Below are 12,324 nucleotides of genomic sequence, written 5' to 3'. Positions count from 1 at the left end.
TGGCTCACTCCCACACCACCCCGGCGCTCCGGCAGACCAGCTGGGCGAATTCGGTCATGGTCACGGCTTTCATTCCGTACTTCTCGCAGGTCACGGTCAGCAACGGGATCTGGTCGGCCCGGTGGTCGGGTACGACGAGCCACTCGGCTCCGCCCTTGTCGCCCTCGTTGCGGTGCAGGCTCTCGGCCAGGACGCGGACATTGGAGTAGTCCTTCACGTCCACGGTGAAGACGTACGTGCTCCCGTCGGGGCCCTTGACCTCAATGCGGTGGTCATACGCATCGCTCATCGGCCAGAGCCTGACGGCCTCGTCGACATCTGCCTGCCCGGCGGCCAGCCGCTCCCGCAGGACGGTATGCAGACGCAGCTCGTACAGGCCCGGCACACACGTGTAGCGCCACACACCGCGCTTGAGCGCCAGGTGCCCCTCGACCGGCTTCGCCTCGGGCACGGCGCCCGTCGTACCCAACGCGAGCGCAGCCTCCTGCGGAGCGGGAGTATCGGAGCTGTCGGGGTGCAGCTGCGGCGCGTCTCCCGAGGTGGGCCAGAACATGAAACTGGCACCGGTGTCGGCATGCCGACCATAGAGGCAGGCGACTCGGTAGTACTCGCGGCCCGCAGTCATCCGCTTGCTGACCTTCATGGGCCACTTGCACACCGTGCAGGGGAACCACCACGTGTGGTAGATCGAGTGATACGGGATCGCCTCGTAGTAGCCGATCGCGTTGAGGGGCAGGCCGCGCTTGTTCAGTTCCTCGGCCGTGCCCGCGGGGTACTTCACCAGCGTGGTGCGGTCCTTGACGTACTGGGCGTCGCCGCGGCCTTTGAGGATCTCGTACATCTGGTCCTGGACGAGCTCGTCCTCGAGCTGCTCCTCGGTGAACCGCATCCGACCGATCCGCCGGAGCCGCGCCAAGATCCGGTGCAACTGCTCGGTCTCCCACTGCAGATCGAAGGCGTTGGCGGTAACGCAACCGTCCTCGTCGACCACGGGAAAGTCGAGATCGCCGAACCCGGACCGGTCCAGCCACGGCGGAAGCAGTCCCTCGACGGGGCCGCGCAGCTTTTGGCGGAAGTCACCGAACGACAGCGGAACCCCAGGACCGTACGCAGCGAGCAAGTCCCCGTGGTACCGCATCAGCTTCTCGGCCCGGTGCCGCGAGCTCAGGTCCGGGGTGGTGACCGTCTGACAGGCTTTGATGAAGGTGAAGTTGATCAGCCGGAACGCCTCGAAGTGAGAGAACGTCAGGCCGTCGTCATCGACATGGATCGTCACGGCAGACGACCGTAGAGCACGGGTCTGACAGATCGTCAGGGAAGGGCCTCGGACCGCCCGAAATGACTATTCCGACACAGGCGTTACGGCCGGGTACATCTCCCTGTAGACATGCAGGTATGCGGCGATGTGCTGCTGCCCGAGGACAGTGACGTGCCACCGGTATTCGAGGACGTGCGTACCGCCCGGCGCCAGCCGGGGGCGCAGCTCAATGAACCCTCTGCTGGGGTGCGCCTGGCGCTTCGGCCGGTAGCCGACGGCGAGGAAGAACAAGGACTTGCCCGTCAGTTCGCTCTCGTGGAGCCCCGCCGGGCCGGCCGCGGCGACACGTAGCAGAACACCCCACAGCCATTCGGACAGCAGGTGCGCGGGGGGCGACGGTTCGGCAGGCTCTCCCAGCCCGGCGCGGGCGCAGGCGCGGCCGCGGCGGGTGATCTCCACCAGGGTGCGCTCCACCTCACCGATCCCGGGAACCTCTACCCGGTCCTTGGATACCTTGATCAGTTCCAACCGGCCCAGAGAGTGGAGGGTTGCGCCCGCGCCCTGATCGTGAACACCTGTGCTCCGTAGGCGCTGCTGAAGACGCGTGCGGCCGACGACCTCGGCGGGCCCGTCGAGAGCGAACGGCAGCTTCCGCCACTGCGCTGCCGCCGGAACACCGACCTGGCTCTGGCGGCGCATCCACATCTCCGCTTCGGTCATCTGGTCGTCCCGCAGGATCTCGCCCAGATAGATCTGTTGACGGTCATTCAGTCCCTGCCAGCGCTCGACCGCCGTTGCCGACGGAGCGTGGTGCTCCCGTACCAGCAGACGAGGAGGCTCGTCCGCCGGCCGCGTTCGCATCCAGGCATCCAGGACCATGCGGACCGGTACCCCGTACACGGTGGCCATTTGCTGCACGAGTCGGCCGGTGTGGTCCGACTCCTTCCAGTTCCAGCCGGACACGTGACGGCCCCGCTCCAGGCTCCGGATCTTGTGCGCGTCCACGAACAGGTCGCTTCCCACGGGAGTGGCACGTAGTTGGGCCGCGACCTCCTCCGCAGTGAGACCGGCACCGTACCGAAGGTCGATCAGAGTCTCGGACCCGCTAGGAGTTCCGGTGAGGTCGGCGGTGGCGCAGCCGAGAGCATTCGCCAGTCGCCGCACGTTTCTGGCCTCAGGCGCGTACCTGCCCTCCTCCCAGTACACGATCACGCGGTACGTGACGCCTATGCGATCGGCAAGCTCCTGCGAACTGAGTCCGGCCTGCTCTCGCAGCGCGCGGATCTTGGTGTGATCAACGGTCAGCAGACGCCTCGCCATGTGCGCCAGAAAAGCGCACTGAAGACTTCATCGCAACAGCTTTACGCCGAGCGGATCCGCAGCCACCCTGCAAAACCAACCGCTGGCAGGATGGCAGACGACGACGCGCCTCCACTGGTCGGCTGGGCGACGACGTGGCCCCAGACATGGAAGCGGCACCACGATCGTGATCGTTTGTGACGACGAATCAGTTCGCGGCGGCCGTGGAGGCCGAGGTAGCCCAAGAGGTGAGGTGCGGCGGGACCGCCTTCGGGAGGTCGCAGGCCTGGCGGCGAGATGCTTCCCGCGCCGGAAGACGCGGCAGACCTTCGCGAAGCTGACCGAGGCGATACCGACGGGCGTCGGACGGGCGGACGCTCGCGAAGGCCCTGCGGACTTGGTCCGCACCGGCTGCAACGCTTCCTGTCCCGCGCGGTATGGGGGCACGACGCCGTACACGAGCGCGCGACCCGTTGGGCGGTAGCAGCTCGCCGGCAACGAGACGGTGCTGGTGGTGGATGAGACCGGCGATGAGAAGTCCTCCACGGAGACGGTCGGTGCGGCCCGCCAGCACTCCGGCGCGCTGGGCGGAATCGGATTGTGCCGGGTCGCCGTCCCCCTCACCGACGCAAGCCGGTCCGGGCACGCCCTGGTGGACCGGGAGCTGCACCTAACGCGAGACTGGGCGGCGCAAGCTGACCCGTGTCCCGGACTATCTCGCGTTCGCAACTAAGCCTCAGTTGGCTGCCGTGGTGCTTCCCGGGCCCGTGAGGCGGGCTGGGAAAACACCCTCGTGCCCAGGGCCTGACCCGCGAGAGCCCGGGTCTGCGGGCGCGGCAGACTCAAGCACCGAAGAGGCGCCGCAGTTCGGCGACGGTCCGCCCCGGTTCCGTGGCATGCACCGTGGTGAGGCCCAGCGCGGCGGCAGGCGCCAGGTACCGCTCGGTGTCGTCGACGAACACGCACTGGTCGCCGGGCAGATCGAGCAGGTCGAGGACGACCCGGAAGATCTCGGGCTCCGGTTTGCGCAGACCGTGGTCCTCGGAGATCACCACGGCGTCGTACTCCAAGTCGTACCCGGCGTAGAGGTCCCAGGGCGCCCTGCCGACCGAATTCGACAGGATGCCGATCTTCACCCCGGCGCGGCGCACTTCGGCGACCACGGCGATCAGGGACGCCTCCGGGCGCAGGTCGGCGAAGATACGGCCCATCAGGTTCTCGGCCGGGACGCCGAGTCGCGCCGCGGCCTCGGTGTTCCACTCCGCCTGGGTCAGCGCGCCTCTCTCCAGCTCCTCGGTGTGACGGACCATCTCCTGGTCCAGGTAGAGGGAGTTGATCAGGGCGCCCTCCGGTAGCCCCGCACGCTTCTCGAAGGCAAGTGCGGCGGGGGCCAGCGGAGTCGTCAGCACCCCGCCGAAGTCGAGGACGAGGCCCTTGAAGGAGGTCATGAACGGGCCTTCAGGGGACCGGCGAACGACTTGCGCAGCGATGACGGCGCCGCGACGGGGAGCAGGGAAGCCAGCAGCTTTCCCTTCAAGGTGGCGGGCTCCCTGGTCAGTTGAACGTCGACACGCGTTCCGTCGCCCTCGGGAGTCATGCGGAAGATCCACCCGCCTCCCGGCCCGAAGAGCTTGGAGTCGAGAGTGCGGATGGTGACCGTGTCCCCTCCGGGCTCCCACTCGTAGCGGGCACGTTCCCAGGCGGCGGCGGTGCCCTCGGTCACCTCGGCCCAGCCCTCTCCCGTGCCGTGGACCTCGAAGTGTTCCGCGTCGATGGTGGGCCACGCAGCGGAGCGGGCGGGGCTGAAGTCGGTGAGGACGGTCAGCACCTCGGAAGGCGTCAGCGAGGAGACGAGATGGAAGTTCACAACGGTCATGGATCATCCTCCACGTACGTGGACAGGGCGGGTCGTGCCGCAGTCAGGGGTCTGTGGCGGGCTGTGAGGGCAGCACTGCCTGGTCGGGCTCCACTCTGGCGGCCATGGAAGGTCGATGTCGTCCGTCAGTTGACGGCCTGATGTGGCGTAGGTCGTGGTACCCAACGGCCTGCCGCCTGCTCGCGCGAAACTCCGGCGGTGCAGGTTGCGGTCGAAGGGGAGGTCGTCGCGGAGGCGGGTGAGCTGATGGATCGGGCGCCCCGCCCGTGCCGAACTCCCCTGTCGGGCTGACCGATGTTTCGGACAGCCCGGCCGGACTTCCTTCGGGGCGCCCCGGTAGGGTGGTGGGTCGTGGCCAGTCGTAAAACGTCGATCATGGAAGCAGCGGCGCGGGTGATCGCGCGGCGCGGGGTGCGTGGGCTGCGGGTGGAGGAGCTCGCGGCCGAGGCGGGTGTGTCCACCGCGCTGATCTACTACCACTTCAAGGACCGGACGGGGATTCTCCGGCAGACGCTGGAGTTCATCAACGACCGGGCGGAGCGGTACACGACCGAACGCGCCGCGGACGCCCCGCCGTTGACGGCCCGCGAGGAGCTGGAGCAGACGCTGCTGCTGGAGCTCCAGGACACCGCGGTGGTGCGGGAGAACAGCACCGCCTGGGGCGAGCTGCGGGCGAGCGCGGTGTTCGACGAGACGCTGCGGGAGGACCTGGCCCGGGCCACCCGGATCTGGGTGCAGGAGATCGCCGAACTGCTCGGCGCCGTCCGGCCGATGGCCTCGGCGGTGGCGCTGGCCGGTGCGGCCGAGCGGTTGACGGCGCTGCTGGAGGGGCTGAGCACGCGCTGGCTCAGCGGCAGCCTCCCGCTGACGCACGCCCGGACGCTGATGGCCGAGGCCGTCGACGTCGAGGTGGCCCGGCTCGGTTCCTGATCCACCGAGATCGGCGCGCGCCGGACGTCAAGGGCGCGCCGGATGTCGAGGGCGCGCCGGGGCACGCGCATGTTTGACCGATTTTTCAGTCAGTGCGAACCTGGACCCGCAGGAGAGGTGCTGCCCGTCGGCACCGTCACACGATCCGGAGACCCTCGATGACCCACCACCACCCCGACGCCCGCCCCCGGGTGCCCGCGGACGACGTCCCGCACGCGCGGACCTGGATGTCCTGGCCCTCCCGCCGGGGCGTGTGGGGACTGCGGCTGGGGGGCGTCCAGGACGACATCGCGCTGATCGCCCGCACGGTCGCCGAGTTCGAACCGGTGGTCCTGTGCGCCCCCGACGAGTGGACGGCGGGCAAGGCCCGGTCCCGGTGCGGTTCCGGGGTGGAGGTGATCAGCTCGGTTCCCACCGACGACCTGTGGATGCGCGACACCGCGCCGGTGTTCCGCCGGAACGGCCACGGCGGCCTGGATGCCGTGGACCTCAACTTCAACGGCTGGGGCAACAAGCAGGTCCACCACGACGACGCCCGGGTCGCCGGACTGATCGCCGCCCGCCGGGGCCTGCGGCACGTCCACACGGACTTCGTTGGCGAGGGCGGCGCGATCGAGACGGACGGCGACGGCACCGTGATGGCCACCGAGAGCAGCCTGGTCAACAAGAACCGCAACCGCGGCATGAGCCGGGACGAGGTCGAGGCCGCCGTCCTGGCGGCCTACGGCGCGGACACCATGATCTGGCTGCCCGGGATCAAGGGCCGGGACATCACCGACGACCACGTGGACGTCACCTCCCGGTTCGTCCGGCCCGGCGTGGTGATGGTCCAGCTGCCGCCCCCGGACCGCGACGACGAATGGGCCCGGGACGCCCGCGAGCAGTTCGCGATCCTCTCCACCGCCACCGATGCCCGGGGCCGCCGCCTCCAGGTCGTTCCCGTGCACGGGCCGGACACCGTCCGCTCGCGCAGCTCGAAGTTCGTCGACTCCTATCTCAACTTCCACCTCGTCAACGGCGGCGTCATCACCACCCAGTTCGGCGACCCGTACAAGGACGCCGCCGCGAAGGAGGCGCTCGCCGCCGCCTTTCCCGGCCGTGCGGTGGTGCAGCTCGACGTCGACCGGCTGATGGCCGGGGGCGGCGGGATCCACTGCTCGACGATGCACGAGCCGCTGCCGTAGCCGCTGCCGTAGCCGTCGGCCGGTTCACGCGGCGGGCTGCTGCTGGGTGACGCAGTGGATGCCGCCGCCGCCCGCCCCGAGGTAGTCGATGTTGAGCTGCTCGACCGTACGGCCGGGGAACAGCCGGGCGAGGGTGGCTCTGGCGGCGCTGTCGGCCCGGCTGTCGCCGAACTGTGCGGAGATCACCGCGTTGTTGCACAGGTAGTAATTGGGCCGCCCTGCACTGGCTCGCCCTCTCCGACGAACGCGTCCGCACCAGCCTGGAGGCCGAGTACGCGCGCTGGCGGTCCTCCTTCGTGCTGCTGTTCCAGTGCCTGGCCGAGGAGCGCGGCAGCACCGCCGACCCGGTTCCGCTCGGCGAGGCCTTCGCCGCCGCCGTGGACGGGCTCGCCGCCATCGGGTCGCTCGACGGGACGGTGGACGCCGAACGGGTGCTCCGGACGCTGCTGGACGCGCTGTCCGCCGCGGTCTGACCTGCCGCCGGGCGACGCTCCCGGCCGGATCCGGCAGGTCCCGGAACGGCTCTACAGTGCGCGGCGCGCGGCGGCGATCCACTCGGGGTCCCAGCCCGGCCGGGGGACGGACTCCAGCAGCAGCCTGGTGTAGGCGTGCTGCGGGGTGTCGAGGACCTGGGCGGTGGGGCCGGACTCGACGATCCGTCCGTGGCGCATCACGACCACCTCGTCGGTGACGCAGCGGACGACGCCGAGGTCGTGGGTGATGAACAGGTAGCCGATGCCGGTCTGTTCGCGGATGTCGGCGAGCAGGTTGAGCACCTGGGCCTGCACCGAGACGTCCAGCGCGGCGACCGCCTCGTCCAGCACCAGCACGGCCGGTCGGACGGCCAGCGCCCGGGCGATGGCGACGCGCTGGCGCTGCCCGCCGGAGAGCTGCCGGGGCAGTGCCTCGGCGGCCCGGGTGCCGAGGCCGACCTGGTCGAGGAGTTCCGCGATCCGGGCGGGGTGGTCGGTGCCGGGGTAGTGCAGCCGCAGCGTCTCGGCCAGCACGGCCCGGACGCTGGTGCGCGGGTCCAGCGAGAGGTAGGGGTCCTGGAAGACCATCTGGACCTCCCGGGCCCGGGCCAGCCGCTCGGCCCTCCCCCGCGCCCGGCCGGTCCGGGACCGGCCGTGGACCAGCACCTCGCCCGCGTCGGCCTCCTCCAGGCCGGTCACGATGCGGGCGGTGGTGGTCTTGCCGGAGCCGGACTCGCCCACGATGCCGAGCGATCCGCCGGCCGCGAGGGTGAAGGAGACCTCGTCCACGGCCCGGACCGCGCCGAAGGAGCGGCACAGCCCGCCGACGCGCAGTACTGCCTCAGCCATCGGTGCGGCTCCCTTCGATCGGATGGTGGCAGGCCGCCGGGTGCTCCCCCTGCGGGGCGGGCACCTGCTCGTGGCACAGCCCGGTCGCGAGGCCGCACCGTGCGGCGAACGCGCAGCCGGTCAACTCCTGCCGCAGGTCGGGCGGTTGGCCGTCGATGGCGGCGAGCCGGCCGGCCGGGCCGACCGGGCCCGGGGTGGCGGCGAGGAGGGCGGCGGTGTACGGGTGGCGGGGCCGCTCGAACAGTGCGGCGGCGGGACCGTGTTCGGCGATCCGCCCGGCGTACATCACGTAGACCCGGTCGCTGATCGCGGCGGCGAGCCCGAGGTCGTGGGTGACGAACAGCAGGCCGGTGCCGAAGCGTGCGCGCAGCTGCCCGAGCAGGGCCACCACCTCCGCCTGGCTGGTGACGTCCAGGGCCGTGGTCGGCTCGTCGGCGAGCAGCAGGGCCGGGTCGCCCATCAGGGCGGCGGCGATCATGACGCGCTGCAGCATGCCGCCGGACAGCTGCCCGGGGTGGCGGCGCAGCAGTTCCGGCCGAAGGCCGACGGCGTCGAGGAGTTCGGCGGCGCGGCGGTCGGCGTCGGCGGTGGTCATGACACCGTTCAGGCGGACGCTCTCGGTGAGGAAGTCGCCGATCCGGCGCAGCGGGTTGATGGCGGCCCTGGGGTCCTGGAAGATCATCGCGGCCCGGCCGGTGCGCAGGGCGCGGAGCCGTCCGGGGTCCATGGTCAGGACGTCCTGGCCGTCGACCAGGACCTGGCCTTCCGCCGTCGCGCCGGGTGGCAGCAGGCCGAGGGCGCTGCGGGAGGTGAGTGTCTTGCCGGAGCCGGACTCGCCGACCAGGGCGACGGTCTCGCCGGGGGCGACGGTGAGGTCCACGCCGTCGAGGACGGGGCGGGCGGTGCCCGGCAGTCGGAGTGTCAGGCCCCGGATGTCGAGGGCATTCATGTGGTGCTCCGAGTCATGAGGTTCTCCCGGCGACCCGGTCGGCCCAGCGTTCGCCGACGACGTTGAAGGTGACCACCGTGAGCACGATGAGCGCGCAGGGCAGGATCGCGGAGAGCGGGTAGCCGTGCTGGATCGCGGTCTGGCCGTCGAAGACCATCCGGCCCCAGTCGGGGGTGAGGGCGGGGACGGCGAGGCCGAGGAAGGACAGGCCGGCGAGGTCCATCAGGGCGTAGCCGAAGTTGACGGCGGACTGCGCGAGGACGACCGGCGCGATGTTGGGCAGGACGTGCCGCAGGCAGATCTGCGCGGCCGAGTGGCCCTGGACCCGGTAGGCGCTGACGTAGGGGCGGGTCCGTTCGGCCAGGACCAGTGACCGGGTGAGGCGGGACACGTAGGGCAGGTAGGCGATCGCGAGGGCGAGGACCGGGGCGAGCAGGCCCTCGCCGTACACCGACACGATCAGGATGGCGAGCAGCATGCCGGGGAAGGCGAAGACCAGTTCGGTGCTGCGGGACAGGACGGAGTCGAGCCAGCCGCCCCGCCAGCCGGCGGCGAGGCCGATGGCGATGCCGGCGGCCGTGGAGAAGGCGACCACGCCGAGCGGGCCGAGCAGTGAGGTGCGGGCGCCGAGCAGGAGCCGGGAGAGGGTGTCGCGGCCGGCGGCGTCGACGCCGAGCAGGTGGTCGGGCGAGGGCCCGGCGAGGGCGTTGCCGAGGTCGACGCCGTTCGGGTCGTACGGTGCCAGCCAGGGGGCGAGCAGGGCGGCGAGCACCACCAGGGCGGCGAAGCCGAGGCAGAGCAGCTGGAGCGGGCCGCCGGCGGCGGGCCGGAGCCGGGCGAGGCCGGGCCGGCGGGTGAGGGCGACGGTCATGCGCCGGACCTCCTGGGTCCCAGGGTGACCCGGGGGTCGACCAGTGGGTGGAGCAGGTCGACGATCAGGTTCACGGTCATGAACAGGGCGACGATGATCAGGGAGATGGCCTGGACGGTCGGGAAGTCCTTGGTGGTGGTGGACAGTTCGAGCAGCTGGCCGAGTCCGCCGACGCTGAACGCGGACTCCACCAGGATCGTGCAGACCAGCAGGGTGGAGACGATCAGGCCGCCGGTGGTCAGCACGGTGCCCAGCGAGTTGCGCAGGACGTGCCGGCGGATCACCTCGCGTTCCGGGACGCCGCGGCTGCGGGCGACGGTGACGTGTTCGCCGTCCAGGGCCTCCAGCATCGCCGAGCGGGTGACCCGGGCGAGCATGCCGATCAGGTACAGCGCGAGGGCGATCGCCGGGAGGGTGAGGTGCCACAGCATGTCGCCGAAGCCGTCGCCGGCGCCGCTGGTCGGGAACCAGCCGAGCTCCACCGAGAACACTCCCTGGAGCAGGACGGCCGCGACGAACGAGGGCGTGCCGAGGGCGAGCGCGGTGGTGACCAGGATCGTGGAGTCGGTCGCGCCGCCGCGCACCGCGCCGAGCCGGCCGAGCAGCAGGCCGGTCACGACGACCAGGAGCAGTGCCATGGCGACCAGGAGCAGGGTGGCGGGCAGCCGGTCGGCGAGCAGCCGGGACACGTCGGTGCGGTAGGTGAGGGAGCGTCCGAAGTCGCCCCGGAGCACGTCGCCGAGCCAGCGGAGGTACCGGACCAGGAAGGGGTCGTCCAGGTGGTACTGCTCGTTGATCGCGCGGAGGGCCTCGGGGGAGGCGGACCGGCCGGACAGCAGGAAGCTCGCCGGGTTGCCCGGTGCCAGGTACATCGCGCCGAAGACCACGAAGGAGGCGCCGAGCAGGGTGACCGCCATCTCCAGCAGGCGCCGGGCGGCGAAGCGCAGGAAGCCGCTCACTGGGCGGCTCCCACGTCCGCGGCCCACGGGTAGTACATGTACGCGATGGTGGTCGGGGCGCCGGTGATCCGGTGGTTGAGGAACAGGGCGGTGGGCCACTCGGCGACCGGGATCCACAGCAGCTGTTCGGAGGCGGTCCGCTGGAGTTCGGCCTCGATCGCGCCGCGCTCGGCCGGGTCGTACTCGGCGGTGGCCCGGTCGACGAGGGAGTCGTAGGCCTGGTCGCTGTATCCGCCGAAGTTCTGGTAGGCGCCGGTTTTGAAGTTGGCGAGCAGGTCGAGCGGGTCGGTGACGGAGTCGTAGTACGTCTCGGGGAACAGGTCCAGGCCCTCGCGGGCCTCCGGGTCGGTGAACAGCGCGGTGAAGGCGTTCGGCGCGATCGACTTCAGCCGGACGTTCAGGCCGATCCGCGCGCCGGCGGCCTGGACGGCGGTGGCGAGCAGGGAGACGTCCTGGCCGATGGCGCTGGTGGCGACGGTGAGTGTGCTGCCCTCGGCGCCGGCGTCCTTCACCAGTGCCTTGGCCCGGTCGATGTCCTGGACGGTCGGAGTGAGGTTCGCGAAGGCCGCCGTCCGGACGTCCTCGGGGGTGCCGGCCCAGGCGGCGCGGGTGGTGAGTGAGCCGGTGACGGTGCCGGCCCCGGCGAGGCCGGCCTTGACGAAGCCGGACCGGTCGAGCGCCAGGGACAGCGCCTGCCGGACCCGGACGTCGCCGAGCGGGCCCTTCAGGCTGGTGACGTTGAGGTTGACGGTGCTCAGGCCCTCGCCGAAGTACAGCGTTCCGACGCCGCTCTTCTCCAGCCGCTGGTAGCTCTCGGTGGGGATCAGGTAGCCGCCGTCGACCTCGCCGCTGCGCATCGCGTTGGTGCGGGCCGACGGGTCGGTGAGGAAACGGAAGACGGCCTTCTTGGCCTTGGCCCTGGTTCCCCAGTAGTCGTCGAAGCGCTGGAGCTCGATCGACTGGCCCTTGTTCCAGGTGCCCAGCTTGAACGGGCCGGTGCAGTCCAGGCTGCCGCCGGTGCCGTAGTCCTTGCCCGCCGACTGCACGCCGGCCCTGGCGGCGACGACCCCGGCCGCCGTCGCCATGTACTGCGGGAACTGCGAGTCGGGGCGCTTGAGCTTGACGGTGACCTGGAGCGGTCCGGTCGCGGTGACGGAGTCGACGTTCTGGAACACCTGCGCCCAGGAGGCGGCGTTGTCGGGGTCCGTCTGGCGGCCGAGGCTGTAGACCACGTCGTCGGCGGTCATCACCGAACCGTCGTGGAAGTGCACGCCGGGGCGCAGGTCGTAGACCCAGGTGAGCGGGTCGGGGTTGCCGGCCTTCTCGGCCAGGCCGGGGGCCATGGTGAGCTGGGGCGTCCAGCGCATCAGGCTCTCGCAGACGTTCGCCAGGATGGTGTTCTGCGGGTAGTCGAAGGCCTGGATCCAGTCCAGTGTGGGCGGCTCCGCGTAGGTCGCCCAGCTGAAGGAGTCGATCTCGCCCTTGGCGGGCGGGGTGCCGGCGGAGAGCCGGACGCCCGCCCCGTCGGTGCCGGCGCCGGGCGGCGGGCCGGAGCAGGCGGCGAGCAGGGCCGCGGCGGCGAGCAGGGCGGTGGCGGCGAGGGCGAGCCGGCCCCGGGGGGCGGCGCGTCCGGTAGGAGCGAGGGGCATGAGGGTGGCCTTCGGTGGGTGCGGGAG

The 12,324-nt window shown here is 71.1% G+C and carries 12 protein-coding genes and 2 pseudogenes; 4 read left to right on the top strand and 10 right to left on the bottom strand.

What is annotated here, in order from left to right; genetic code table 11:
* Positions 1 to 4: 4 nt before the first annotated feature.
* Together ACFYST_RS18335 and ACFYST_RS18330 are read right to left on the bottom strand one after the other, a co-directional pair.
* The gene (locus ACFYST_RS18335) at positions 5 to 1,276 is read right to left on the bottom strand and encodes a hypothetical protein (RefSeq protein ID WP_387863516.1); all 1,272 of its coding nucleotides are present in this window, start codon (positions 1,274 to 1,276) and stop codon (positions 5 to 7) included.
* A 66-nt stretch (positions 1,277 to 1,342) separates the two neighbouring features.
* On the bottom strand, positions 1,343 to 2,578 hold the full coding sequence (locus ACFYST_RS18330) for a helix-turn-helix transcriptional regulator (protein ID WP_387863513.1): 1,236 nt from the start codon (positions 2,576 to 2,578) through the stop codon (positions 1,343 to 1,345).
* 481 nt (positions 2,579 to 3,059) lie between these two features.
* Between ACFYST_RS18330 and ACFYST_RS18325 the strand changes: the two are divergent.
* Positions 3,060 to 3,290 (top strand): annotated as a pseudogene (locus ACFYST_RS18325) (transposase); the annotation flags it as partial.
* Between the two features lie 109 nt (positions 3,291 to 3,399).
* Here ACFYST_RS18325 and ACFYST_RS18320 read toward each other — a convergent pair.
* Together ACFYST_RS18320 and ACFYST_RS18315 are read right to left on the bottom strand one after the other, a co-directional pair.
* On the bottom strand, positions 3,400 to 4,005 hold the full coding sequence (locus ACFYST_RS18320; RefSeq protein WP_387863511.1) for an HAD-IA family hydrolase: 606 nt from the start codon (positions 4,003 to 4,005) through the stop codon (positions 3,400 to 3,402).
* The gene (locus tag ACFYST_RS18315) at positions 4,002 to 4,433 is read right to left on the bottom strand and encodes a hypothetical protein (protein ID WP_387863508.1); all 432 of its coding nucleotides are present in this window, start codon (positions 4,431 to 4,433) and stop codon (positions 4,002 to 4,004) included. Before ACFYST_RS18315 ends, ACFYST_RS18320 begins: the two co-directional genes overlap by 4 nt.
* Before the next feature lie 375 nt (positions 4,434 to 4,808).
* Here ACFYST_RS18315 and ACFYST_RS18310 point away from each other — a divergent pair, with 375 nt between their 5' ends.
* Complete coding sequence (locus ACFYST_RS18310) at positions 4,809 to 5,363, top strand: TetR/AcrR family transcriptional regulator (RefSeq protein ID WP_387863502.1); 555 nt, start codon at positions 4,809 to 4,811, stop codon at positions 5,361 to 5,363.
* A gap of 158 nt (positions 5,364 to 5,521) precedes the next feature.
* Positions 5,522 to 6,547 carry an agmatine/peptidylarginine deiminase gene (locus ACFYST_RS18305; RefSeq protein WP_387863499.1) on the top strand — a complete coding sequence of 342 codons (1,026 nt, stop codon included), beginning with the start codon at positions 5,522 to 5,524 and terminating at the stop codon, positions 6,545 to 6,547.
* 24 nt (positions 6,548 to 6,571) lie between these two features.
* On the opposite strand, the pseudogene ACFYST_RS18300 reads toward ACFYST_RS18305, so the two are convergent.
* Positions 6,572 to 6,769: pseudogene (locus ACFYST_RS18300) on the bottom strand (agmatine deiminase family protein); the annotation flags it as partial.
* Here ACFYST_RS18300 and ACFYST_RS18295 point away from each other — a divergent pair.
* Positions 6,721 to 7,020 carry a TetR family transcriptional regulator C-terminal domain-containing protein gene (locus ACFYST_RS18295; RefSeq protein ID WP_387863497.1) on the top strand — a complete coding sequence of 100 codons (300 nt, stop codon included), beginning with the start codon at positions 6,721 to 6,723 and terminating at the stop codon, positions 7,018 to 7,020. The pseudogene ACFYST_RS18300 and the gene ACFYST_RS18295 sit on opposite strands and share 49 nt — an antisense overlap.
* Before the next feature lie 51 nt (positions 7,021 to 7,071).
* Here the strand turns inward: ACFYST_RS18295 and ACFYST_RS18290 are convergent, their stop codons facing one another.
* From ACFYST_RS18290 to ACFYST_RS18270, 5 genes are read right to left on the bottom strand one after another with little or no spacing between them, the layout of a single operon-like run.
* The gene (locus tag ACFYST_RS18290; protein ID WP_387863494.1) at positions 7,072 to 7,869 is read right to left on the bottom strand and encodes an ABC transporter ATP-binding protein; all 798 of its coding nucleotides are present in this window, start codon (positions 7,867 to 7,869) and stop codon (positions 7,072 to 7,074) included.
* Complete coding sequence (locus ACFYST_RS18285) at positions 7,862 to 8,818, bottom strand: ABC transporter ATP-binding protein (RefSeq protein WP_387863491.1); 957 nt, start codon at positions 8,816 to 8,818, stop codon at positions 7,862 to 7,864. The genes ACFYST_RS18290 and ACFYST_RS18285 overlap by 8 nt, the downstream gene beginning before the upstream one ends.
* A 13-nt stretch (positions 8,819 to 8,831) precedes the next feature.
* Positions 8,832 to 9,689, bottom strand: coding sequence for an ABC transporter permease (locus ACFYST_RS18280; protein WP_387863488.1), 858 nt, complete (start codon positions 9,687 to 9,689; stop codon positions 8,832 to 8,834).
* Positions 9,686 to 10,648: an ABC transporter permease gene (locus tag ACFYST_RS18275; protein ID WP_387863485.1), complete on the bottom strand. Its 963-nt coding sequence runs from the start codon at positions 10,646 to 10,648 to the stop codon at positions 9,686 to 9,688. Before ACFYST_RS18275 ends, ACFYST_RS18280 begins: the two co-directional genes overlap by 4 nt.
* Positions 10,645 to 12,297 carry an ABC transporter substrate-binding protein gene (locus tag ACFYST_RS18270; protein ID WP_387863482.1) on the bottom strand — a complete coding sequence of 551 codons (1,653 nt, stop codon included), beginning with the start codon at positions 12,295 to 12,297 and terminating at the stop codon, positions 10,645 to 10,647. Before ACFYST_RS18270 ends, ACFYST_RS18275 begins: the two co-directional genes overlap by 4 nt.
* Positions 12,298 to 12,324: the final 27 nt, after the last annotated feature.

This window comes from Kitasatospora sp. NPDC004614 (genome assembly GCF_042873675.1).
In the GTDB taxonomy this organism is placed as follows: Bacteria; Actinomycetota; Actinomycetes; order Streptomycetales; family Streptomycetaceae; genus Kitasatospora.
Note: the sequence above shows the minus strand (reverse complement) of the source record. Positions and strands in the feature narration are given on the sequence as shown.